The organism is Agrococcus baldri (assembly GCA_900114805.1).
Taxonomy (GTDB): domain Bacteria; phylum Actinomycetota; class Actinomycetes; order Actinomycetales; family Microbacteriaceae; genus Agrococcus; species Agrococcus baldri.
In genome coordinates this window covers 135,240-157,855 of record FOZN01000004.1, presented here as the reverse complement: position 1 = coordinate 157,855, position 22,616 = coordinate 135,240, and the positions used below count along the sequence as shown (strand labels likewise).

The window sequence follows — 22,616 nt, the reverse complement described above, 5'->3', positions numbered from 1 at the left end:
AGAGGGACTGCGTGCCATGCCGCCGATGCAGCCGGTGGAGTCGTCGAGCGTGGATGCGGTCGGCTTCGATCCGGCGCGCAACGAGCTGACGATCCGCTTCGTCGGCGGCGGCACCTACGTGTACGGCATGGTGCCGCGCGCCGTGTTCGAGGCGCTGCTCGCGGCTGAGTCGATCGGCACCTTCGTGAACCAGCGCGTCAAGCCCCGCTTCCCGGTGCGGACGGTCGCGGCTGCCTCGTGATCACCGTCGATGAGCTGCGGAGCATCCGGATCTTCGCCTCCCTGCCGCAGGATGCGCTCGAGTACCTGACCCGGGCGGTGGAGGACATCCGGCTGATCGCAGGCGAGTACTTCGCCCACGAGGGCGACGAGCGCGCGCTCTTCGTCGTCGTCGAGGGGCGCGCTGAGATCACCAAGGTCGTCAACGGTGAGGAGCGCGTGATCGGCACGCGCGTGCCCGGACGGTTCTTCGGGGAGGTGCCGATGACGCTCAGCACGCCCTTCCCAGCGAGCGGCCGGGCCGCCGAGGCCGCCCGTGTGCTGAAGCTCGACATCACCGCCTTCTACACGCTCGCAGCCCTCGCGCCATCGGTCCCGACCCGGGTGGCAGGGCTCGCACGACGATACCTCGACTCGCTGCAGGAGCTCGCCGCGGAGCGGCCCGACACCGACATCCGCCTCATCGGCCCGCGCGGCGATCCGCGCACCCACGAGATCGCCGGCTTCCTCGCACGCAACCAGGTCGCCTTCGACCGCGTGACGCTCGATGCCCCTGCCGAGTCGGCGCGCTACCCCGTGCTCGAGCGTGAGGACGGCGAGGCGCTGCTCGAGCCCACGATGCGGGAGGTCGCCGAGGCGACCGGGCTCGCGGTGCGGCCTGAGCACAGCCGCTACGACGTCGTCATCGTCGGCGGCGGGCCGGCCGGCATCACGGCCGCCGTGAACGGCGCCGCCGAGGGGCTGCGCACGATCGTCATCGAGTCGCTCGCCCCCGGCGGCCAGGCCGGCACGTCGACGCGCATCGAGAACTACACAGGCTTCCCGTTCGGCATCTCCGGCGACGACCTGGCCAGCCGCGCGCTGAAGCAGGCCAAGCGGCTCGGCGGGGAGATCGTGGTGACCCGCACCGTGGAGGCGGTCGATCCCGAACGGCTCGAGGTGCGGCTCGACGGTGGCGATGTGCTCGGTGCTGCCGCGCTGCTGCTCGCCACCGGTGTGGCCTGGCGGAAGCTGCCGGTGCCCTCGATCGAGCGCCGGATCGGCAACGGGGTGCACTACGGCGCCGCACGCAGCGACGCCGCGCTGACCCACGGCGCCCAGGTCTGCATCGTCGGCGCCGGCAACTCCGCCGGGCAGGCGGCCCTGTTCTTCGCGCGCCACGCGCGCTCGGTCACGCTGCTCGTGCGCGCACCCTCGATCGAGGTGAGCATGTCGCGGTACCTGATCGACCAGTTGGCAGCGAACGACGGCATCCGGGTCGAGACCCGGACCGAGGTCGTGGACGCCCATGGCGCCGAGCGACTGGAGACGATCGAGGTGCGCGACCGTGCGACCGGGATCGTCAGCGCCCGACGCTGCGACGTGCTGTTCGTGATGATCGGTGCCGATGCCATGACCGGCTGGCTGCCCGACGTGATCGCGCGCGACGCCCGCGGCTACGTCGTGGCCGGCTCGGAGGCGGCGGCCTCCGGGCACTGGCAGCTCGATCGGCGCCCCTTCGATCTGGAGACGAGCGCGCCGGGCGTATTCGCGATCGGCGATGTGCGCTCGGGATCCGTCAAGCGCGTCGCCGCCGGCGTCGGTGAGGGCGGCATGGCGATCGCCTTCGTGCATCAGTACCTGGCGCTGACGCCCACGGAGCCCGCCGGCAGCTGAGCGAGCGAGCGCTCGCGGCTGTGTGTCGCCGCGTTACCGGGCGCCTCGCCGCTCGGCCGACGCCCCTGCCAGCATGACCGCACGAGCAACAGGAGGCGAGCGATGACGGCATACGGTCGCGGCGAGCACGCGTGGGACAGCATCGGCAGGGTCGCCCTCGAGCGACCCTCGAGCCGCAAGTGGAGCCTGCATCCCGGCACCATCGGCGCCTGGGTGGCGGAGATGGACTTCGGCACCGCGCCGCCGGTCCGAGAGGCTCTGCGCCGCGCGATCGACGACGACGTGCTCGGCTACCTCTCCCCCGGGACCGCGGCGGAGCTGGCAGAGGCGACCGCCGCGTGGCAGGCGACGCAGCACGGCTGGCAGGTCGACCCCGAGCGCGTGCACGCCGTCTCGGACGTGATGGCGGCGCTGGGCGCTGCCGTCGAGCACTATTCGCCCGAGGGCTCCGCGGTCATCGTGCCGACGCCGGCCTACATGCCGTTCCTCACCTACCTCGCGACGCTCGGTCGCCCGGTCGTGCAGGTGCCCGGGGTCGTGATCGACGGCCGCTGGCAGCATGATCTCGACGGCATCGACCGCGCGTTCGCCGCCGGCGCGCGCACGCTCGTGCTCTGCAACCCGCACAACCCCACCGGCACGGTGCTGCCGCGCGCCGAGCTCGAGCAGATCGCCGAGCTCGTCGAGCGCCATGGCGGACGCGTCTTCGCCGACGAGATCCACGCCTCCATCCGCTTCGACGGGCGCGAGCACGTGCCGTACGCCTCCGTGTCGGCCGCCGCGGCCGGCCACACGATCACGGGCACCAGCGCCTCCAAGGCCTGGAACATCCCCGGGCTCAAGGCCGCGCAGCTCATCACCGCGAACGACGCCGACGAGGCGCGCTACCGCAGCTTCGGCTTCGCGGTGGTGCACGGCGCGTCGACGCTCGGCGTGGTCGCCTCGACCGCGGCCTACCGCGCGGGCGGGCCGTGGCTCGAGGGCACGGTCGACTACCTGCAGCGCAACCGCGATCTGCTCGGCGCGCTGCTCGCCGAGCGCCTGCCGGGTGCGCACTGGCACGCGCCGGAGGCCACCTATCTCGCCTGGCTCGACCTGACCGGGCTGCGCCTCGGCGCCGACTCGCCCGCGGCACTGCTGCGCGAGCGGGCGGGCGTGACGCTCACGGACGGCGCGCTCTGCGGCGCGGGCTCCGAGCAGCACGTGCGACTGGTCTTCGCGACCCCCGCCCCCGTGCTCGAGGAGGCGATCGACCGGATCGCCGCCGCGCTGGCGCCGATCGGTGCAGGCTCGCCCCGATGAGCGCGACCGACTGGGGCTTCGCCACCCGCCAGATCCACGCCGGCGCGATCGTCGACGCCGAGGCCGGCGCCCGCATCACCCCGATCTACCAGAGCGCCGGCTACGTCTTCGACAGCTTCGACGACGGCGCGGAGCGCTTCGCCGGCCGCAGCGCGCGACGCGCCTATTCCCGCAACGACAACCCCACGAACGTGGTCGCTGCTCGCCGCATCGCCGACCTCGAGGGCGGCGTCGACGGCGTGCTGGTCGCCAGTGGCCAGGCAGCCATAGCCGCAGCCCTCTCGGCGCTCGCGCAGTCCGGCGACCACATCCTCACCTCCGACCGGCTCTATGAGGGTACGCGCGAGATGGTGCGCGGCGCACTGCGCCGGCAGGGGCTGCGGTTCAGCGCCGTCTCCATCGACGCCGACGAGCAGGCATGGGTCGACGCGGTGCTCCCGGAGACGCGCGCGATCTACGCCGAGTCGATCGCGAACCCGCTCGGCGAGATCGCCGACCTGGCCATGCTCGGCCGCGTCTCTGAGCGCACCGGCGTGCCGCTCGTGATCGACAACACCGTCGCCACGCCCTACCTGTGCCGCCCCTTCGAGCACGGCGCGGCTGTCGTCATCCACTCGACCTCCAAGTGGCTGAGCGGTCACGGCTCGGTCATCGGCGGCGCCATCATCGACGGCGGCACCTTCGACTGGGCCGCCGCCGCCGACCGGTTCCCGCAGCTGCACGAGCCTCGGCCGCACGGCGCCGAGTCGTTCGCCGAGCGCTTCGGCGACGCCGCGTACACCGCCTACCTGCGCTCGGTGACGGTGCTCGAGCACGGCCCGAGCTTCCCGCCCACGAGCGCCTTCCTGCTGCTGCACGGCATCGAGACGCTGTCGCTGCGCATGGAGCGCCACGTCGAGAACGCGCGCGCCGTCGCCGACGCGCTCGCCACGCATCCGGCCGTCGCTCACGTGCACTACCCCGGTCGGCCTGACGACCCGCGCAGGGCAGTGGTCGAGCGGATGCTGCCCGACGGTGCCGGCTCGATCGTCTCGGTCGACCTGGTCGGCGGCCGCGATGCCGCTCGGGCGTTCCTCGACGGGCTGCGGCTGGTGAGCCAGATGACCCACATCGGCGACGTCCGCACGCTCGCGATCCACACCGGCAGCACCATCCACGGCAAGCTCGACGACGCCGAGCGGCGCGCGCTCGGCATCACGCCGGGGCTGGTGCGCATCTCCATCGGCCTCGAGCGGGTCGACGACATCGTCGCCGACCTGCTGCAGGCGCTCGAGGGGATCCGTCCGTGAGCCTGCGCTACTCCTTCGAGCTCTTCCCGCCCCGCACTCCGGCGTCCGCGTCGCGCGTCGACGCAGCCGTCGATGCCTTCATCGCGCTCGATCCCGAGTTCGTCTCGGTGACCTTCGGCGCCGGCGGCTCGACCTCGCGCCACTCGCTCGGGGTGCTGCAGCGGCTCATCGACGGCGGCGCGAACCCGATGGCGCATCTGACCTGCACGGGGCTCAGCGTCGCGGAGACCTCGCAGCTCGTGCGGCAGTTCCTCGACGCCGGCATCACGCGCTTCCTCGCCCTGCGCGGCGACCCGCCGCGCGAGGACAGCCCGATGCCGCCCACGTCGCTGCAGACCGCGTCGCAGCTCGTCCAGCTCATCCAGCGGGTCGAGTCCGAGCGCGAGCCCTATGCGGAGACCCGACTGCCGGGCCTGCGCGCCGCGTCGCTGTCCGACCGGCGACGCACGGTCGACGTCGCGGTGGCCGCCTTCCCGAACGGCCATCCCGGCGCCGGCGTGCATCGCCGCGACATCGACGCGCTGCTGGCGAAGCAGGCCGCCGGCGCCACCATGGCCATCACGCAGCTGTTCTTCGACCCCTACGACTACGCCCGCTTCGTCGAGCTCGCCCGGGCACGGGGCGTGACCATCCCGATCGTGCCCGGCGTCGCGATCCCCACCTCGCACCGCCGGCTCGTGCGCTCGGCCGAGCTCGCGGGCGAGGGGCTCCCGCAGGTGCTCGCCGACCGGCTCGCGCGAGCGGCACCCGAGGACGCCGTGCGGATCGGCGTCGACGCCGCCGTGGCGCTCATCAGCGCGCTCGCCGAGCACGACCCGCCCAGCGTGCACCTCTACACCTTCAACGACCACCGACCCGCGATCGACGTCCTCGAGGGCGTCGGCGCGCTGCCCATCGCCACCAGCATCAGCACAGGAGCACCATGACGACCATCAGCACCCGCGAGCAGCACGCCGCGGCACCGATCTTCCCCGGCGGCACCATCCTCGGCTATCCCCGCATCGGCCGCCGCCGCGAGCTCAAGCGCGCGCTCGAGGCGCACTGGCGCGGCACCATCGACGCCGCCGACTTCCACGCCGCGGCGAGCGCGAACCGGCTGGCCGACCTCGAGCGCCTGCGCGAGCTCGGCCTGCGAGCCGATGACGCCTCGATCCCGATCGAGGCGGCGCACTACGACCACGTGCTCGACGCCACCCTCACCTTCGGTGTCGCGCCCCCGCGGCTGCGCGGCGGCCTGCCGGAGGGGCTCGCCGGCGAATGGCTGCTGGCGCGCGGGCATGACGACACCGCGCCGCTCGAGATGACCAAGTGGCTCGACACCAACTATCACTACCTGGTGCCGGAGCTCGACGCCGAGACGACCTTCTCCTTCGCCGACACCCGCATCGTCGACCGCTTCGTCGAGGCCGGTCGGGCCGGTGTGCACGGACGCCCGGTCGTGGTCGGGCCCGCCACCTATCTCGCGCTCTCGAAGGCGGCGGACATCCGGCCCATCGAGCTCGCCGAACGGCTCGTGCCCGCCTACGGCGCGCTCGGGGAGGCGCTGGCCGCGGCCGGCGCCACCTGGGTCCAGCTCGACGAGCCCGCGCTGATCGCCGACTTCGACCACGTCGAGCTCGCCGAGCTGCAGGCCGTCGCCCGCGCCGGTGCCGAGGCCCTGCGCGCAGCCGGACTGCGGGTGCTGCTGCATGTCGGACACGGGGATGCTGCCGGTCGCGTCGAGTCGCTGGCCGACGCCGTCGACGCACTCGCGATCGACCTCGTGCGCGGCGGCGCGCCGGCGACCGGCTCGACGCCGCTGGTCGCCGGTGTGGTGCACGGCCGCAACGTCTGGCGCACCGACCTCGACGGCGCCCTGGAGCGCCTGCGGGAGATCGCGGCTCGCGGCCCGGTCGCCGTCGGCACGAGCACGAGCCTGCTGCACGTGCCGCACGACGTGGCGGCAGAGCAGTCGCTCGCCCCCCGACTGCGATCGTGGCTGGCTTTCGCCGACCAGAAGGTGGCGGAGGTCGTCGCACTGGCCGCAGCGCTCACCGGCTCCCTCGACGAGCAGGCGTTCGCCGACGCGCGCGCCGCGGTCGCGGACCGCGCCGCTGCACCCGGCGTGCGCGACGGCTCCGTCCGCGCTCGACTCGCGTCGCTGCCGAGCGAGGCGCGCCAGCGCGCGACGTACGACGAGCGCGCCCGGCTGCAGCGCGAGGCGCTCGAGCTGCCGCCGCTGCCGACCACGACGATCGGCTCGTTCCCCCAGACCGGCGACATCCGCACCGCCCGCGCACGGCACGCGCGAGGCGAGCTCGACGACAGCGGCTACACGCAGGTGCTCCGCGCCGAGGTGCGCCGCGTGATCGAGCTGCAGGAGCAGCTGGGACTCGACGTGCTCGTGCACGGCGAGCCGGAGCGCAACGACATGGTGCAGTACTTCGCCGAGCACTTCGACGGCTTCGCCGCGACCGAGCACGGCTGGGTGCAGTCCTACGGCTCGCGGGCCACGCGGCCGTCGATCCTGTGGGGCGACGTCTCCAGGGCGGCGGCCTTCACCGTCGAGTGGATCGCATATGCGCAGTCGCTGACGAGCAAGGTCGTCAAGGGCATGCTCACCGGACCGGTCACGATCCTCGCGTGGTCGTTCGTGCGCGACGACCAGCCGCTGGCCGAGACCGCTGACCAGGTGGCGCTCGCGCTGGCCGACGAGATCGCCGATCTCGAGGCCGCGGGCGTCCGCATCGTGCAGGTGGACGAGCCCGCGCTGCGCGAGCTGCTGCCGCTGCGCCGCGAGGCCCGCCCCGCCTACCTCGACTGGTCAGTGGGCGCCTTCCGGCTGGCCACCGGCGGTGCGGCGCCGGCCACCCAGATCCACACGCACCTCTGCTACTCGGAGTTCAACACGGTGGTGGATGCGATCGACGGCCTGGATGCGGACGTCACGAGCATCGAGGCAGCGCGCTCCAAGATGGAGGTGGTCGAGGCGCTCGCCGCGCACGGCTTCGGTCGCGGCATCGGTCCGGGTGTCTACGACATCCACTCCCCTCGCGTGCCTGGGCACGACGAGCTCGACGAGCTGCTCGCCACCGCCACCGCAGGCATCCCCGAGGGGCTGCTGTGGGTCAACCCCGACTGCGGCTTGAAGACGCGCGGCTACGACGAGACGGTGGCGAGCCTCACCCGCCTGGTGGCGGCGGCTCGACGCGCGCGCGAGGCGGTCGTCGTCGGCTGAGCCTTCCGCCCCGCACGGCGCGCACCGGCCTTGCTGGCGGTGCGCGCCGTTGTCGTCCCGGCGTGTGTGACGCCGTGTTGCAGCCCGGGATGCGCGGACTCGGGCGATCGGCTTGTCTTAGAGGCACACCAAGCACCGCTTATGGAGGTCCTCGTGAACCGCACACCGCATCCGCGTCTGTCAGCACTTGCCGGCGTCGCCGCCCTCGCCCTCGCCCTGAGCGCGTGCTCCACCAGCCAGGCCTCCGCGCCGCAGAGCAGCGACGGCGGCCCCAGCATCGGCGGCACGCTCACGTACCTCGAGCACCAGGCCTATGCGACGCTCTACCCGCCGAGCGCCGGCTTCTACCCGAACGGCGCGCTCGTGAACAACCTCACCGTGCGCCTGCTGCATCAGGACCCCGAGACGCTCGAGCTCGAGCCCTGGGTCGCGACGGCGCTGCCGGAGGTCAACGCGGACGCCACCGAGTACACCTTCGACATCCGCACCGACATCACCTACTCGGACGGCACCCCGCTGACGGCCGAGAACGTGGTCGCGAACATCGACCTGTACGGCCTCGGTGACCAGGATCGGGCGCTGATCGTCAGCGAGGCGATCAACAACTACGAGCGCGGCGAGGTCGTCGACGACGACACCGTGCGCTTCCACTTCAGCGCTCCCGCGCCTGGCTTCGCGCAAGCGGTGTCGACCATCAACTCTGGCCTGCTGGGGGATGCGTCGCTCGAGCTCGACTCCGAGGGCTTCGGCCCCGGCAACGCCAGCGAGGTGATCGGGGCCGGGCCCTTCGTCGTGGAGTCCGAGCAGATCGGCACGACGATCCGGCTCGCCGCACGCGAGGACTATGCGTGGGCACCGCCGTCGGCTCAGAACCAGGGTCGCCCCTACGTCGACGCGGTCGACATCGTGATCGCCCCGGAGGACAGCGTGCGCATCGGCTCGCTCGTCTCCGGCCAGGGGCACATCGCGCGGCAGGTCGAGCCGCAGCACGAGGCGCAGGTGGCCGCGGCCGGGCTCGAGATCGTCGCCGAGCAGACCAACGGCGTCAACAACGGGCTGAGCTTCCGCTTCGACCACCAGCTGCTGCAGGACATCCGCGTGCGGCAGGCCCTGATCGCCGGCATCGACCGCCGGGAGATCGTCGACTCGATCTTCTCGGACGGCTATCCGCTCGCGACCTCCTCGCTCAGCCGGACCGCGCTGGGCTACGCGGAGCAGGTCGGAGCCTACGAGTTCGACCAGGAGCGCGCCAGGGCACTGCTCGACGAGGCCGGCTGGGAGGTCGGCGACGACGGCATCCGGGTGCGCGACGGCGAGCGACTGCACCTGGTCGTGAACGAGGCGCTGCCGCAACCCCGCTCGCGCGACGTCATCACGCTCGTCGCCCAGCAGCTGCGTGAGGTCGGCGTGGAGCTCGAGCTCTTCCAGGGCGACCAGGCCGCGCAGACCGCTGCCGCGGCAGACATCGACCAGATCCAGATCTACCACTCGATGGTCGGGCGAGCCGACTACGACGTGATCAAGAGCCAGTACTCGATCGAGAACCGCAACACGCTGCGCAACGCCGACGAGTCGGGCGAGCCGATCGACGTCGAGCTCGAGGCGCTGCTGCGCGAGGTCGCCTCCGCACCTGGCACCGAGCAGCGCGCCGCTGCTGCAGCCGCCGTGCAGGCGCACCTGACCGAGCACGCCTACGCGCTGCCCTTCTTCGAGGAGCCGCAGGTCTACGGCCTGCAGCCGGTGGTGCACGGCTTCGGCACCGAGTCGGTGGGCCGCCCGACGTTCTCGGGCGTCTGGCTGGAGGGCTGAGCCGGCTATGCCCTACGCACTCCGCCGCACGGGACAGGCAGCGCTGGTCGTGGCCGCCACGTTCGTGCTCGCCTTCCTGCTCCTGCACGCGCTGCCGGGCGACGCCATCGTCGCCCGGTACGCGAGCCCGGAGCTCGGGCTCACCGAGGCGCAGCTCGATCAGCTGCGCCTCGTCTACGGCACCGATCAGCCGGTCTGGGTGCAGCTGTGGCAGTCGGCAGCGGGCTTCCTCAGCGGCGACCTCGGCACCTCGCTGCAGAACGGGGCCGCGGTCGAGTCCCTCCTCGCCGCGGCGCTCCCCGCCACTGTCGCCCTGGCATCGCTCGGGTTCCTCGTCGCCGTGCTGCTGGCGTGCGGGGTCGCCGTCGCCGCGACGTTCTCGTCAGCCGAATGGCTGCGGCGCGCCTTCCGCTCGCTGCCGCCGCTGTTCGTGTCGGTGCCGGTCTTCTGGCTCGGCATCGTGCTGCTGCAGGTCTTCTCGTTCCAGCTCGGCCTGATCCCGGTGATCAACGCGAACCCGGTCGAGGCACTCGTGCTGCCGGTGCTGACGATCGCCGTGCCGATCGCTGCGCCGCTGGCGCAGGTGCTCATCCGCAGCATCGACGACACCGTCGCCGAACCCTTCATCGCCGTCGCCCGGGCGCGCGGTGCCGGCCCCCGCTGGCTGCTGTCGAAGGAGGTCGCGCGCAACTCGCTGCTGCCGACGCTGACCATCGCCGGGGTGCTGTTCGGCGAGCTGATCGCGGGCGCGGTGGTCACCGAGACCGTCTTCGCCCGCACCGGCCTCGGCCGGCTCACCGTCGATGCGGTCGCCACCCGCGACACCCCGGTGCTGCAGGCCATCGTCGTCATCTCGGCCGTCGGCTTCGTCGCCATCAACCTGGCGGTCGACCTCGTCGCCCCGGCGATCGACCCCCGGCTGCGGAAGGCGGTGCACGCATGAGCGCGTCAGCAGCGGTCCTGCTCCCCCGGAGCACCGAGCGCCCCGCCGCGCGCCGGCGACCCGCCCTCACCCTCGTGCTCGCGATCGCGGTGCTCGCCGTCGCACTGGCGTGGGCCATCGCGCCGTGGCTGTTCACGAGCCAGGACCCCCTCGCGGGCGAGGCGCTGAACGCCCTGCAGCCGCCGAGCGGGGCGCATCCCTTCGGCACCGACGCCACCGGGCGCGACCTGCTCGCCCGCGTCATCTTCGGCGCCGCCAACTCGCTCTCCGGCGCCGCCATCGCCGTGCTCGTCGGCCTGGTCGTCGGCACGGCGATCGGCGTGCTCGCCGGCTCCACCGGCGGCGTCGCCGAGGAGGCGCTCATGCGGATCGTCGACGTGCTGCTGGCGATCCCCGGCCTGCTGCTGGCGCTGAGCGTCATCGTGCTGCTCGGCTTCGGCGTCACGAACGCCGCGATCGCCGTCGGCGTGACCTCGATCGCCGTCTTCGCCCGGCTGGCCCGCTCGCAGGTGCTGCGGGTGCGGCGCAGCGACTACGTCGAGGCGGCCTTCGGCTCCGGCGGCTCGTTCCTCCGCGTGCTCTGGCGGCACGTGCTGCCCAACTCGCTGGGCGCTGTGCTGGCGCTCGCCGCGCTGCAGTTCGGCAGCGCCATCCTGCAGATCTCCACGCTCGGCTTCCTGGGCTACGGTGCGCCGCCGCCCACGCCCGAGTGGGGGCTGCTGATCGCCGAGAGCCGCGACTACGTCGGCTCCGCCGCGTGGCTCACCACCCTGCCAGGACTCGTCGTCGCAGCCGTCGTGCTGTCGGCCAACCGGGTCGCATCCGCCGTCAGAAAGGCAACCGCATGAGCACCCTGCTCACGATCGACGACCTGGCCGTCTCCTACCGTGCTCGCGGCCAGCGGCACACCGCAGTGGACGGCGTCAGCCTCGAGCTGCAGCGCGGCGAGGTGCTCGCGCTGGTCGGCGAATCCGGCTCCGGCAAGACCACCATCGGGCACGCGATCATCGGGCTGCTGGCCGCGGGCGGCCGCCTCGAGCGCGGCAGCATCGGCCTGCGGCTCGCCGGCGGCGGACTCGATCTTGCGAAGCTGCCCGCTCGCGCGCTCCAGGAGCTGCGCGGCGCGCGCATCGCGCTCGTCCCGCAGGATCCCGGCACCTCGCTCAACCCGGTGCGGACGATCGGGGCATCGGTCGCCGCGCCGCTGCGCATCCACCGCTGGGGCACGAAGGAGGCCATCCGCCGCCGCGTCGTCGACCTGCTCGAGCGGGTCGGCCTCGACGACCCCGAGCGGCGCGCGCGGCAGTACCCGCACGAGCTCTCGGGCGGCATGCGGCAGCGCGCGCTGATCGCCGCAGCCGTGGCCCTCGAGCCCGCCCTGATCATCGCCGACGAGCCGACCAGCGCGCTGGATGTGACGGTGCAGCGGCGCATCCTCGACCTGCTCGACGACCTGCGCACGGAGCTCGGCTCCAGCGTGCTGCTGATCACGCATGACCTCGCGGTCGCTGCCGAGCGGGCGGACAGCATCGCGGTGCTGCGAGGCGGCAGGCTCGAGGAGGCCGGTGAGACGCGCGCGGTGCTGCGCGACCCGAGTCGCGACTACACGGCCGCCCTGCTCGCCGACGCGCCCGCGCTCACCGACGCGGCACCTCGGCAGGCTCGGCCGGCGGTCGAGCCGTTCGTGACGGTGGAGGGCCTCGTCCACGAGTACGGGAAGGGCGCGGATGCGTTCCGCGCCGTCGACGACGTCGGCCTCGGGATCGCTCGTGGCACGACGCATGCGCTGGTGGGCGAGTCCGGCTCCGGCAAGACGACGATCGGCCGGGCGCTCGCGGGCTTCCACACGCCCGCCGCCGGATCGATCCGCATCGGCGAGCTCGACGTGCTCGCCGAGCGCGGCAGCCGACGCCTGCGGCACGCGGTGCAGCTCGTCTCGCAGAACCCCTACGCCTCGCTCGACCCGCGCCGCTCGATCGGGCAGACGGTGGGCGAGCCGCTGCTGAACCTGCCGCTCGCCCACGGCGGCGTGCGCGATCGCCGCGTGCTCGCGGAGCGCGTCGCCACCGCGCTCGAGCAGGTCGCACTGCCCGCAGAAGTCGCCGGCAGACTGCCGCGCGAGCTCTCCGGCGGGCAGCGCCAGCGCGTCGCCATCGCCCGCGCGCTCATCATCGAGCCGCAGGCGGTCGTGCTCGACGAGGCGGTCTCGGCGCTCGACGTCACGGTGCAGTCGCAGATCCTCGACCTGCTCGAGCGGCTGCAGCGCGAGCTGGGCCTCACCTACCTGTTCATCACCCACGATCTCGCGGTCGTGCGTCGCATCGCCGACACCGTCACGGTGCTGCGGGGCGGCCGCGCCGTCGAGACGGGCACGGCGCAGCAGGTGCTGTCGAGCCCGCAGCACGAGTACACGCGGGCGCTGCTGCATGCGGTGCCCTCCCCCGACTGGCTGCGGGACGCCCGCCGCAGCCGGCGATCACCGCACGGGCAGCTGGAGGTGGCGTGATGGCGCCGACGATCGGATTCTTCACCCGCGTGCTCGACGACGCGGCTGCAGCGGAGCGCTACCGCATCGCGCTCGAGCAGATCGAGCTGGCCGAGTCGCTCGGCTTCGAGACCGCATGGGTGGCACAGCATCACCTCGACGGCGCCGAGGGCGGTCTGCCTTCGCCGTTCGTGCTGCTCGCGGCGGCCGCCGCGCGGACCGCTCGCATCCGGCTCGGCACGGCCATCCTCACGCTCGCGCACGAGCATCCCGCGCGCGCCGCAGAGGACGCGGTCGTGCTCGACACGATCGCGGGTGGCCGCGCCGAGCTGGGCCTGGGCACCGGCGGCAGCCCCCGCACGCTGAGCGCCTTCGGCGAGGACCCCGGGCAGCGTCGCGCCATCTACGACGCGAAGCTCGTCCGGCTGCGCTCGCTCATCGCCGGCACCGCCGACGAATCGCTGTACCCGCAGCAGCAGACCGGGCTCGAGGGCCGCATCTGGCAGGCGACCTTCTCGCCGGAGGGCGCCGGCGCGATCGGCGCGCAGGGCGACGGCCTGATGCTCTCGCGCGTGCAGCCGATCCCGAGCGAGCACACGGGCGACGTCCCGCCGCGGGTGTGGGAGGTGCAGCGCCGGCTCGTCGACGCCTACCTCGACGCGCTGCCATCGGGTGTCGCGCCGCGCGTCCTCGCCTCCCGCAGCGTCGTGGTCGTCGACCCGGCCGACCGCAGCGCCGTGCGCGCGCATGCCGAGGCCGGGATCGGCGCGCAGGTGGCGCAGCTGCACGGCATCACCCCCGGCTCCCTCTCGCTCGACGAGCTGCTCGTGCGCAGCGAGACCCACCTCGGCACGCCGGCGGAGGTCATCGACTCGCTCGCAGCCGACACCGTGGCCGCCGGCGCCACCGAGGTCTCCATCCAGGTGCACTCGGTCGACCCCGACGCGTCCATCACCAACCGCTCGCTCGAGCTGTTCGCCCGAGAGGTCGCGCCGGCGCTCGGCTGGCGCGTCGCCATCGAACCCCAGGAGGCACGCCGTGTCGCATGACGTCATCGACCACCTCGCCGAGATCACCGCTGGATCCCGGCTCGACACGATCCGCAGAGCGCGGCCCGATGCGCGCGAGAACGCGCAGCAGAGCTTCCTCGCGCTGCTCGAGCCGGCCGACCCCGGTGAGCTCTCGCTCGGGGACCGCTACGCGGTCGCCGCCTACGTCGCGCTGCTGCACGATGCCCAGGGCGCGCCCACCCGCTCGTCGGCCTTCTACCTCGAGCTGCTGGACGACGCGGCGGCCCCCGGGGTCACCGCGTCCGTGCGACGCGCAGCCGACGCGGGCCGCGCATCCGGCCCGTACGGCGGCTACCGCGAGCCCGCGCTGCAGCGGGAGGCGGTCGCCGGCCCCGTCGCCCGCGTCGACCGCTCCGTGCTCGGGGAGCGACTGGCGGCAGCGCTCGAGCACGCGCACCTGCTGGTGCTGCACCCGCGCGACGCGCGGCCCGAGGCGCTGCGTGCGCTGACCGCCGCGGGCTGGGGCCCCGATGCGCTCGTCTCGCTCAGCCAGCTGGTCGCCTTCCTGTCGTTCCAGCTGCGGCTCGTGCACGGCCTGCGCGTGCTCGCCGCCGCGGCACCCGATGCGCCCGCATCCGCCGCGCTCGCATCCGCCACCGCACTCGAGGAGGCCCGCGCATGACCACGATCGCCGACTATCCGGCGCTGCGGCGCCCCGAGGGCTTCACGCAGCGCAGCCTCGGCTGGGTGCCGTGGGCACCGCCAGTGCCCGAGGACGAGCTCACCGAGGCGCAGCACGACAGCCTGGTCGAGCCCGGCCGCGCCACGAACCCCTATTTCCGGCTGCTCGCCCGCGACCCCGAGGCGCTGCGGGCGCGCACGCTCACCGATCTCGACATCTTCCACAACGAGGATGGCGGCATCCCGCGATGGGAGCGCGAGCTCGCCGCCGCCGCCGCCTCGCGCGTCAACGGCTGCGTCTTCTGCGCCTCGGTGCACGCGCGTGCGGCGTCGCGGCTCTCGGGTCGCGGCGACGACGTGCAGCGGCTGCTCGACGAGGGCGTCGGCGCGCGCGTCGACGAGCGCTGGGATGCGATCGCGGATGCCTCTGCCGCACTGACGGTGACACCTTCGGCGTTCGGTGCCGAGCACGTCGAGCGCCTCCGCGCGGCCGGCCTCGACGACGCGGGGATCCTCGACCAGATCAGCGGCGCGGCCTTCTTCAACTGGGCCAACCGGCTGATGCTCTCGCTCGGCGAGCCCGAGGTCGTCTGATGGGCGTGCCCCGCATCCTCGACCACATCGTGCTGGCCGGTCCGGATCTGGCGGCGCTGGTCGAGGCGTTCGAGCGCGCCACCGGCGCGCGAGCGACGCCCGGCGGCCGGCACCCGACCGGCACTGCCAACGCGCTCGTCGCCTGCACGCGCGGCGGTGAGCGGGTGCGGCAGTACCTCGAGCTCATCGGACCCGACGCCGAGGCAGGCCGGGTGGCGGCCGAGGTGCCGCGCTTCGGCATCGACCAGTTGGCCGCGCCGCGCGTGGCGAGCTTCGCGATCGCGCCCGCCGACCTCGATGCGACGATCGAGCGTGCGCGCGCGGCCGGCCACGACTACGGGGATCCCGAGCCGCTCTCGCGCCGCACACCCGACGGGCGCGAGCTCGCCTGGCGCCTGGGGCTCCCTCGCGACGAGCAGCAGCCGCCCTTCCTCATCGATTGGGGCACCACCCCGCATCCCGCCCTCGACGAGCTGCCCACGGTCGAGCTCGTCGCGCTGCGCCGCCGCACCCCTGATGTCGAGGGCGAGTCTGCCCGCCTGGCGGCGCTCGGCGTCGAGGTCGGAGACGGTGCGGATGCGCTGCAGGTCGTGCACGCCGAGACGGCCGGCTTCGAGTTCGACGTCGTCGTCGACGGCACCGCGGTGACGGTGCGCTGAGGCGCCTCGCGCGTTCGAGGGGCCGGCCAGCGGCGCACGCCGCTGCCGGCCCCTCCGTGCTGCGCCGCGTCAGACGATCGAGACGGCGGCCCCGAGCCGCTGCTCGGCCAGCCGGGCGCCCTGCCCGAGCGACTCGAGCTTCGCGATCGCGATCGACGGGTGGATGCGACCGCCCAGCCCGCAGTCGGTCGAGGCGATCACGCGCTCCGGCCCGACGATGCGCGCGAAGCGCTCGATGCGATCGGCGACCAGCTCGGGGTGCTCGACGACGTTCGTCGCATGGCCGATGACGCCTGGGGCGATGCGCTTGCCTGCGGGCAGCTCGACCTGCTCCCAGACGCGCCACTCGTGCTCGTGGCGCGCGTTCGCGGCCTCGAACGAGTAGCTGCCGGCGTCGACCTCGAGCACGAGCTCGGCGATGTCGCCGAACGCCACGTCCGTCGTGTGCGGCCCGTGCCACGATCCCCAGCACAGGTGCAGGCGCACGAGCTCCTCCGGCAGGCCGCGGATGGCGTGGTTGAGCGCCTCGACCCGGATGCGCGTGAAGGCCAGGTAGTCCTCGATGGACGGCTCCGGGTTGATCTGGTCGAAGTTCTCGGCCAGCGAGGGGTCGTCGATCTGCACGATGAAGCCGGCGTCGGTGATCGCCTGGTACTCCTCCCGGAGCACGTCGGCCCACGCCCAGATGTGCTCCTCCTCCGAGCCGTAGTGGCGATTCGCGATGCGCGCGGCCGAGCCGGGCGAGAGCGCGGTCAGGAACCCCTGGTCCGCACCCGCGCTGTCGAGGCCGGCGCGCAGGTTCGCGATGTCGGTGGCGAGCGCCTCCTGCCCCGTATAGCGCAGCGCGCCGGTGGTGGCGGGGAACGGCGTCGCCGGCGACTGCTTGAGCACCGGCTGCTCCGGGTCCTGGTAGGCGTCCTGGAAGCGCACCCAGTCTCTCCGGTCGGGGAACGAGGTCAGGCGCACGTCGCCGGGGGCCGAGCGCTGAATGGGCTCGGTGAAGATGTCCTCGCCGGTGATCTCGAGCCCGGCCACGCGCTGGAAGGCGTAGGTCCACCAGGCGGCGTAGTCGGAGGGGTTCGACATCGCCTTGCCGTACTCGCCGTCGCCGATGATCGTGATGCCGAGCTCGCGCTGCCGGCGCACGAGGTCGGCGACCGCCGCGGTGAGCAGCTCCTCGAACTCGGGGGTCCGCTGCAGCGTGAGGCCGTCCTCGGCGAACGAGCGCGCAGCGTTGGCGGCGATGAGCTCCGGGGTGCGCGGCAGGCTGCCTGCGTGGGAGACGTCGATGCGGGTCATGGTGGGCCTTCCGTTCTGTGGGTCTCCCACGCACGGTAGCCAGCGGCCGGGCCCTGCCGGTAGCGGCGGGGGTCACGGTTCGTCACACAGCGGTCGCGCTGTACCCGATGCAGACGGATGCGGGGACTCGCGGCACGCACTCTTCCCTATGAGTCGCTCGTGAGTACGCTGTTACGCAACCGAACCGGGGAGATGACGATGGACGACATCACATTCCAACTGCTGGCAATCGCGATCTACTTCGCGGCGATGATCGCGATCGGGGTCTACGCGGCCCGGAAGACCAAGAGCCACGAGGACTACATGCTCGCCGGCCGCGACCTGCATCCGTTCACGGCGGCACTCTCCGCCGGTGCTTCTGACATGTCGGGCTGGCTCATGATGGGCCTGCCCGGCGCCATCTACGCCGCGGGCCTGATCGAGGCGTGGATCGCGATCGGCCTCACCATCGGCGCGTTCCTGAACTGGCAGTTCGTCGCTCCGCGACTGCGCGCCTACACCGAGGTGTCGAACAACTCCATCACCATCCCCAGCTTCTTCGAGAACCGCACGCGCGACCGCACGCGTCTGCTGCGCATCGTCGCCGGCGTCGTCATCCTGGTGTTCTTCACCTTCTACGTCTCCTCCGGCATGGTCGCCGGCGGCGTCTTCTTCGAGTCGTCGTTCGGCGCCGACTACATCTGGGGCATGCTGCTCGTCAGCGGCGTCACGCTGCTCTACACGCTCTTCGGCGGCTTCCTCGGCGCATCGCTCACCGATGTCGTGCAGGGCCTGATGATGTTCCTCGGCCTCATCATCGTCCCCGTCATGGCCTTCATCACGGTCGGCGGCTTCAGCGGCGTGCAGGAGGGCATCGAGGCCTCGGGCGCAGAGCTCACGGGCCTGTTCCCCGCCGACATGAACGGCATGGTGGTGCTCGGCATCATCTCGGCGCTCGCCTGGGGGCTCGGCTACGTCGGCCAGCCGCACATCATCGTGCGCTTCATGGCCCTGAAGACCGTGCACGACGCCAAGGCCGGCCGCAACTACGGCATCAGCTGGATGGTCATCTCGCTCATCGGCGCGGTCGTCTCCGGCTTCATCGGCATCGCTTACGTGCAGCAGCAGGGCATCGCGCTCGACAACCCCGAGACCGTCGTGCTGCTGATGTCGCAGGCCCTCCTGCACCCCTTCGTGGCAGGCCTCGTGCTGGCGGCGGTGCTCGCGGCCATCATGTCGACCATCTCCAGCCAGCTGATCGTCAGCTCGTCGGCGCTCGTGGAGGATCTCTTCCAGGTGTTCGTGAAGCGGCAGCCCTCGCAGAAGGTGCTCGTCATCCTCGGGCGTGCGTGCGTGCTGGCCGTCGCGACCATCGCGGCGGTGCTCGCGATCACGCCCAACGACACGATCCTGGGCCTGGTCGGCTTCGCCTGGGCGGGCTTCGGCGCCGCCTTCGGCCCGATCGTGCTGCTGAGCCTCTACTGGCGCAAGCTCACGAACTGGGGCGCACTGGCCGGCATGGTCGTCGGCGCTGCGACCGTGTTCATCTGGGACGCGGTCGAGAAGGCCGGCACCGATGCCGATGGCGTGGTGGCACCCGGATTCGAGTTCTTCACGCTGTACGAGATCGTGCCTGGCTTCGTCCTCAACCTGATCGTCGCGATCGTCGTCAGCCTGGCCACGTACAAGCTCAACGCCGACGTTGAGGAGGAGTTCACGCGCACGGGATCGATCGTGCTGCAGGGCAACACGGGCACCATCAACGCCGGCACGGCTCGCGCCGACAGCGGCCACGTCAGCGACGAGGCGGCTGCAGACCGCAACGCGCTGCCGTGATCGCTGCAGCCTGAGCACGGCGAAGGCGCCACGGCCCCTCGGGGTCGTGGCGCCTTCGCCGTCGGCGCATGATGCGGCGGATGCGTCCCCGTGCGTCCGCGAGCACCCCGAGATCGTCGCACGACCGCGGGTGGCCTACGGTCGTAGCTACGGCGGATGGAGGCACCATGACCACGACCACGCGCGTCTATCGGAACGCGGCTGCGCGCGACTGGCGCTGCGACGCGGTGACCGGCATCGCCGACTTCCACGCGACGCTGCCCGGCTACGCCCCGACGCCGCTCGTCGAGCTTCCCGCCCTGGCGGACGAGCTCGGCATCGCCCGCGTCTTCGTGAAGGACGAGTCGTCCCGCATGGGCCTGCCCGCCTTCAAGCTGCTCGGCGTCTCCTACGCCATCGTGCGCGCACTCACCGAGCACCTCTCCCCCGGTGCCGCACCGCTGTCGCTCGACGAGCTGCGGGAGCGGCTGCACGGCAGCGGCCTGACGCTCGTCGCCGCGACGGACGGCAACCACGGCAGGGCCGTCGCCCACATGGCCCGCCTGGTCGGCATCCGCTCGGCCGTCTTCGTGCCCGCGACCGTCACGAGCACGGCGCAGCACGCGATCGAGTCGGAGGGCGCCGTCGTCCACGTGCTCGAGCTGCCCTACGACGAGGTCGTGGTGGCCGCGGCGGAGGCCGTGCACGCCGACCCGGCCATGCTCCACATCCAGGACACCGCGTGGCCCGGCTTCCACGAGGTGCCGCAGTGGATCGTGGACGGCTACGACACGCTCGGCGCCGAGATCGACCGGCAGCTCGGCGACGCGGGCGCCGCGCGCCTCGACCTGGTCGCCGTGCCGGTCGGTGTCGGCTCGCTCGCGCAGGCGGTCGTGCGGCACTATCGCGCGGCTGCCGCCGACGTCGCGGCTCCCACGGTGCTGTCGGTGGAGCCGGAGCTGGCACCCTCGCTCATCGGCTCGCTGGAGTCCGGCCGGCCCGTGAGCGTCGAGACCGGGGCGACGATCATGCTCGGCATGAACTGCGGCACCATCTCGGAGATCGCCTGGCCGGTGCTGCGAGACGGGGTGGATGCGGCGGTCACGGTCTCCGAGGACGACACGGCGCGCGCGGTGCACGACCTGCAGCGGCTGGGCGTCGACGCCGGCCCGTGCGGCGCCTCCACGCTCGCCGGCCTGCGCGCGCTGCAGACCGCTGCAGCGCAGGATCCGGCCGCCGCGCTGCCGCAGGACGCGGTCGTGGTGCTGCTCTCGACCGAGGGCTCTGCGGCCAACCCGCTGCCCGATCGGTATCGGTGACCGCTGCGGCCGCTCAGCCGGGCCCGCGACGGCCGAGGATGCCGGCCAGCACGGCGTGCAGCAGCGGCACCGCGGAGGCGACCATCAGCACGATGCCGAGCACCGGGTTCCACGACAGCAGCAGCACGCCGGCCACCATCAGGCCCGAGAAGACGATGGCCGAGACCACCCGTCGAGCAGCGCGCTCCAAGCGGGCGAGCTTGCGCTCGACCTCGGGCACTGCGACGGCCAGCCGGCCCTCCTCGAGGCGGGTGAGCACCTCGTCGATGCGGGTCGGCAGGTGCGCGATGAGGCTGGTGGTCGAGATGGCCCGCTGCGCGACGTCGATGACGACGTTGCCGCTCTCCTCCCGCAGCAGATGCGCCGCGTAGGGCTCGACCGAGTCCCACACGTTGAAGGCGGGATCGAGCGAGCTGCACAGGCCGGAGGTCAGTGACACGGCGCGGATGATGAGCAGGAAGTGCTCCGGCAGCTGGAACGGCATCGAGCGCAGCACATCGCTGAACTCCGCTGCGAACGCGCGGAAGTCGCGCTCGTCGACCTGGCGCAGCTCGGCGAAGCCCATGCCGCCGAACCGCTCGAAGGCGCGCGCCATCGCGCGCTGCAGCGCAGCCTCCTCCGCCGAGGGCAGCAGCGCGCCGAGCTCCTGCATGCCGGCCACGAGTCCCTTGCCGTCACGGGCCGCTGCCGCGAGCAGCATCCTGCGCAGGCCGGCACGGGTGGTGGCGGGCACCTCCCCCATCATCCCGAAGTCGACGAAGGTCAGCTGCCAGCGCGCTCCCGCCGGGGCCGACGCATCCGCCCCGTCGAGCAGCGGCGTGACGAAGAGGTTGCCGGGATGCGGATCGGCGTGGAAGAAGCCGTGCGTGAAGACCTGGTCGAACATCACGGCGGCGAACTGCTTGGCCACCTCGGCGGGATCGATGCCCGCGGCCCGCAGGCCGTCGAGGTCGTTGATCTTGATCGCCGAGACGTCCTCGAGGGTCAGCACCCGGCGCGTCGTGCGCTCCCAGACGATCTCCGGCACGCGCACCCGCGGGTCATCGGCGAAAGCCTGCGCGAAGCGATCCGCGTTCGCGGCCTCGTGCAGGTAGTCGATCTCCTGCAGGCTCGTCTCGGCGAACTCCTCGACCAGCGCGGGCATGTCGACGCGGTCGGCGATCACCTGCACGCGGCTCAGCCAGCGGGCGACCCGGCGCAGCGCCGTCAGGTCGACAGCGACGATCCCCTCGATACCGGGCCGCTGCACCTTGACCACGGCGTCGGTCAGGCCGGTGTCGGCGGTGTCGAGCGGCGAGAGGCCGGCCCGGTGCGCCTGGCCGAGCGAGGCGGCCGCGACCGGCTGCTCGGCCATGCTCGAGAAGGCGCCCTCGAGCGGTACGCCCAGCTCACGCTCAGCGAGCTCGCGGATCTCGGGGAACGGCACCGCAGGCGCCTCGTCCTGCAGGCCCTCGAGCTCACGGGTGATCTCCGGCGGCAGCACGTCGAGCCGCGACGACATGAACTGCCCCACCTTGATCATGAGGCCGCCGAGCTCGACGGCGAGCGCGTGGAAGCGGCGCGCCAGCCGCTGCAGCCGCTCGCTGCGCCCGCGCTCGGTCACGGCGCCCAGGCCGATGCGGGGCAGCAGCAGCTCGAACCACCACACCAGCGCGACGTGGCGCATCGCGAACCGCATGATGCGGCGGTAGCGGGCTCGCTCGCTTCTCACGTCGGACATCGGCTCCCCTTGATCCCGACGTGCCGGCGGCACCCGGCTCAGTCTTGAGCGAGGATCGAGTAGAGCCTACGACGCGCGTCCACGAGCACGGTGACCGCCTGCTGCACCTGCTCCGGGGTGCCGGTGCGGCCGACCTGGGCAGCCGCCTGCGCCAGCTCGATGCCGGCCTTCGGCAGTGCCCCGTGGCCGCCGCCCTCGCGGCCGCTCGAGGCCTCCCACGGCGCGGGCGCCTCGGCGGCCTCAGCCTCTGCCCGGCCACCCTCGGTGAGCGAATAGGTCTTGCGGCCACCGGACTCCTCGGCGGCGATCAGCCCCTCGTCGGCCAGCAGCTGCAGCGTCGGGTACACCGAGCCGGGGCTGGGCTTCCATGCCCCGCCGCTGCGCTCCTCGATCTCGCGGATGATCTGGTAGCCGTGCATGGGCCGCTCGGCCAGCAGCGCGAGCACCGCCGCACGCACGTCGCCGCGGCTCTTGCGCGGGCCGCCGCGGCTGTCGAACGCGCCGCGCAGCTGCTCCATCGCATCCCAGATGCTGCCGCCCGGGCCGCCGGGCCGGAACCCGCGCTGGCCGCCGGAGAATCCTGCGCCTGCGTATGACTCGTGCATGATGGCCTCCTCGGC

The 22,616-nt window shown here is 72.8% G+C and carries 19 protein-coding genes; 16 read left to right on the top strand and 3 right to left on the bottom strand.

Going from position 1 to position 22,616, the window contains the following annotated elements; translation table 11 throughout:
• Positions 1–16: 16 nt before the first annotated feature.
• From BM288_RS12360 to BM288_RS12295, 14 genes are all read left to right on the top strand, one after another.
• Positions 17–241 carry a KTSC domain-containing protein gene (locus BM288_RS12360; protein ID WP_092919229.1) on the top strand — a complete coding sequence of 75 codons (225 nt, stop codon included), beginning with the start codon at positions 17–19 and terminating at the stop codon, positions 239–241.
• Positions 238–1,875, top strand: a complete 1,638-nt coding sequence (locus BM288_RS12355) for an FAD-dependent oxidoreductase (protein ID WP_092919227.1) — start codon at positions 238–240, stop codon at positions 1,873–1,875. The genes BM288_RS12360 and BM288_RS12355 overlap by 4 nt, the downstream gene beginning before the upstream one ends.
• A 102-nt stretch (positions 1,876–1,977) precedes the next feature.
• Positions 1,978–3,177 (top strand): MalY/PatB family protein, encoded by a 1,200-nt coding sequence (locus BM288_RS12350; RefSeq protein ID WP_092919225.1) that lies wholly within the window; start codon positions 1,978–1,980, stop codon positions 3,175–3,177.
• On the top strand, positions 3,174–4,466 hold the full coding sequence (locus BM288_RS12345) for an O-acetylhomoserine aminocarboxypropyltransferase/cysteine synthase family protein (protein ID WP_092919223.1): 1,293 nt from the start codon (positions 3,174–3,176) through the stop codon (positions 4,464–4,466). Before BM288_RS12350 ends, BM288_RS12345 begins: the two co-directional genes overlap by 4 nt.
• Entirely contained in the window at positions 4,463–5,392 is a 930-nt protein-coding gene (locus BM288_RS12340) for a methylenetetrahydrofolate reductase (protein ID WP_092919221.1), read from the top strand. The genes BM288_RS12345 and BM288_RS12340 overlap by 4 nt, the downstream gene beginning before the upstream one ends.
• Complete coding sequence (gene metE, locus BM288_RS12335; RefSeq protein WP_092919219.1) at positions 5,389–7,683, top strand: 5-methyltetrahydropteroyltriglutamate--homocysteine S-methyltransferase; 2,295 nt, start codon at positions 5,389–5,391, stop codon at positions 7,681–7,683. The genes BM288_RS12340 and metE overlap by 4 nt, the downstream gene beginning before the upstream one ends.
• Positions 7,684–7,836: 153 nt before the next feature.
• Complete coding sequence (locus BM288_RS12330; protein WP_318255548.1) at positions 7,837–9,492, top strand: TIGR04028 family ABC transporter substrate-binding protein; 1,656 nt, start codon at positions 7,837–7,839, stop codon at positions 9,490–9,492.
• A gap of 7 nt (positions 9,493–9,499) precedes the next feature.
• Entirely contained in the window at positions 9,500–10,435 is a 936-nt protein-coding gene (locus BM288_RS12325; RefSeq protein WP_092919215.1) for an ABC transporter permease, read from the top strand.
• Positions 10,432–11,283 carry an ABC transporter permease gene (locus BM288_RS12320; protein WP_092919213.1) on the top strand — a complete coding sequence of 284 codons (852 nt, stop codon included), beginning with the start codon at positions 10,432–10,434 and terminating at the stop codon, positions 11,281–11,283. Before BM288_RS12325 ends, BM288_RS12320 begins: the two co-directional genes overlap by 4 nt.
• On the top strand, positions 11,280–12,941 hold the full coding sequence (locus BM288_RS12315; RefSeq protein WP_092919211.1) for a dipeptide ABC transporter ATP-binding protein: 1,662 nt from the start codon (positions 11,280–11,282) through the stop codon (positions 12,939–12,941). Before BM288_RS12320 ends, BM288_RS12315 begins: the two co-directional genes overlap by 4 nt.
• Positions 12,941–13,969, top strand: a complete 1,029-nt coding sequence (locus tag BM288_RS14690; protein WP_092919209.1) for an LLM class flavin-dependent oxidoreductase — start codon at positions 12,941–12,943, stop codon at positions 13,967–13,969. The genes BM288_RS12315 and BM288_RS14690 overlap by 1 nt, the downstream gene beginning before the upstream one ends.
• Positions 13,959–14,612 carry a CMD domain protein gene (locus BM288_RS12305; protein WP_318255547.1) on the top strand — a complete coding sequence of 218 codons (654 nt, stop codon included), beginning with the start codon at positions 13,959–13,961 and terminating at the stop codon, positions 14,610–14,612. The genes BM288_RS14690 and BM288_RS12305 overlap by 11 nt, the downstream gene beginning before the upstream one ends.
• A complete protein-coding gene (locus BM288_RS12300) occupies positions 14,609–15,205 on the top strand; it encodes an alkylhydroperoxidase domain protein (RefSeq protein WP_092919206.1) in 597 nt (198 codons plus the stop codon). Before BM288_RS12305 ends, BM288_RS12300 begins: the two co-directional genes overlap by 4 nt.
• A complete protein-coding gene (locus BM288_RS12295; protein WP_092919204.1) occupies positions 15,205–15,864 on the top strand; it encodes a VOC family protein in 660 nt (219 codons plus the stop codon). The genes BM288_RS12300 and BM288_RS12295 overlap by 1 nt, the downstream gene beginning before the upstream one ends.
• Positions 15,865–15,933: 69 nt before the next feature.
• Here the strand turns inward: BM288_RS12295 and BM288_RS12290 are convergent, their stop codons facing one another.
• Positions 15,934–17,163, bottom strand: a complete 1,230-nt coding sequence (locus tag BM288_RS12290; protein WP_092919202.1) for a cobalamin-independent methionine synthase II family protein — start codon at positions 17,161–17,163, stop codon at positions 15,934–15,936.
• A 198-nt stretch (positions 17,164–17,361) separates the two neighbouring features.
• Between BM288_RS12290 and putP the strand changes: the two genes are divergently transcribed.
• Together putP and BM288_RS12280 are read left to right on the top strand one after the other, a co-directional pair.
• Positions 17,362–18,978 carry a sodium/proline symporter PutP gene (putP, locus tag BM288_RS12285; RefSeq protein ID WP_092919796.1) on the top strand — a complete coding sequence of 539 codons (1,617 nt, stop codon included), beginning with the start codon at positions 17,362–17,364 and terminating at the stop codon, positions 18,976–18,978.
• Positions 18,979–19,145: 167 nt separating this feature from the next.
• Positions 19,146–20,276, top strand: coding sequence for a diaminopropionate ammonia-lyase (locus tag BM288_RS12280; RefSeq protein WP_092919200.1), 1,131 nt, complete (start codon positions 19,146–19,148; stop codon positions 20,274–20,276).
• A 13-nt stretch (positions 20,277–20,289) separates the two neighbouring features.
• On the opposite strand, the gene BM288_RS12275 is transcribed toward BM288_RS12280, so the two are convergent.
• Both BM288_RS12275 and BM288_RS12270 read right to left on the bottom strand, forming a co-directional pair.
• Positions 20,290–21,996, bottom strand: coding sequence for an ABC1 kinase family protein (locus tag BM288_RS12275; RefSeq protein WP_092919198.1), 1,707 nt, complete (start codon positions 21,994–21,996; stop codon positions 20,290–20,292).
• Between the two features lie 38 nt (positions 21,997–22,034).
• Positions 22,035–22,601, bottom strand: coding sequence for a PadR family transcriptional regulator (locus BM288_RS12270; RefSeq protein WP_092919196.1), 567 nt, complete (start codon positions 22,599–22,601; stop codon positions 22,035–22,037).
• Between the last annotated feature and the right edge of the window lie 15 nt (positions 22,602–22,616).

Bases quoted from the DNA above. Each gene is read 5' to 3' on its own strand.
- BM288_RS12360 (WP_092919229.1), top strand. From the start codon at position 17: ATGCCGCCGATGCAGCCGGTGGAGTCGTCGAGCGTGGATGCGGTCGGC.
- BM288_RS12350 (WP_092919225.1), top strand. From the start codon at position 1,978: ATGACGGCATACGGTCGCGGCGAGCACGCGTGGGACAGCATCGGCAGG.
- BM288_RS12345 (WP_092919223.1), top strand. From the start codon at position 3,174: ATGAGCGCGACCGACTGGGGCTTCGCCACCCGCCAGATCCACGCCGGC.
- metE (WP_092919219.1), top strand. From the start codon at position 5,389: ATGACGACCATCAGCACCCGCGAGCAGCACGCCGCGGCACCGATCTTC.
- BM288_RS12325 (WP_092919215.1), top strand. From the start codon at position 9,500: ATGCCCTACGCACTCCGCCGCACGGGACAGGCAGCGCTGGTCGTGGCC.
- BM288_RS12320 (WP_092919213.1), top strand. From the start codon at position 10,432: ATGAGCGCGTCAGCAGCGGTCCTGCTCCCCCGGAGCACCGAGCGCCCC.
- BM288_RS12315 (WP_092919211.1), top strand. From the start codon at position 11,280: ATGAGCACCCTGCTCACGATCGACGACCTGGCCGTCTCCTACCGTGCT.
- BM288_RS14690 (WP_092919209.1), top strand. From the start codon at position 12,941: ATGGCGCCGACGATCGGATTCTTCACCCGCGTGCTCGACGACGCGGCT.
- BM288_RS12300 (WP_092919206.1), top strand. From the start codon at position 14,609: ATGACCACGATCGCCGACTATCCGGCGCTGCGGCGCCCCGAGGGCTTC.
- BM288_RS12295 (WP_092919204.1), top strand. From the start codon at position 15,205: ATGGGCGTGCCCCGCATCCTCGACCACATCGTGCTGGCCGGTCCGGAT.
- BM288_RS12290 (WP_092919202.1), bottom strand. From the start codon at position 17,163: ATGACCCGCATCGACGTCTCCCACGCAGGCAGCCTGCCGCGCACCCCG.
- putP (WP_092919796.1), top strand. From the start codon at position 17,362: ATGGACGACATCACATTCCAACTGCTGGCAATCGCGATCTACTTCGCG.
- BM288_RS12280 (WP_092919200.1), top strand. From the start codon at position 19,146: ATGACCACGACCACGCGCGTCTATCGGAACGCGGCTGCGCGCGACTGG.
- BM288_RS12275 (WP_092919198.1), bottom strand. From the start codon at position 21,996: ATGTCCGACGTGAGAAGCGAGCGAGCCCGCTACCGCCGCATCATGCGG.
- BM288_RS12270 (WP_092919196.1), bottom strand. From the start codon at position 22,601: ATGCACGAGTCATACGCAGGCGCAGGATTCTCCGGCGGCCAGCGCGGG.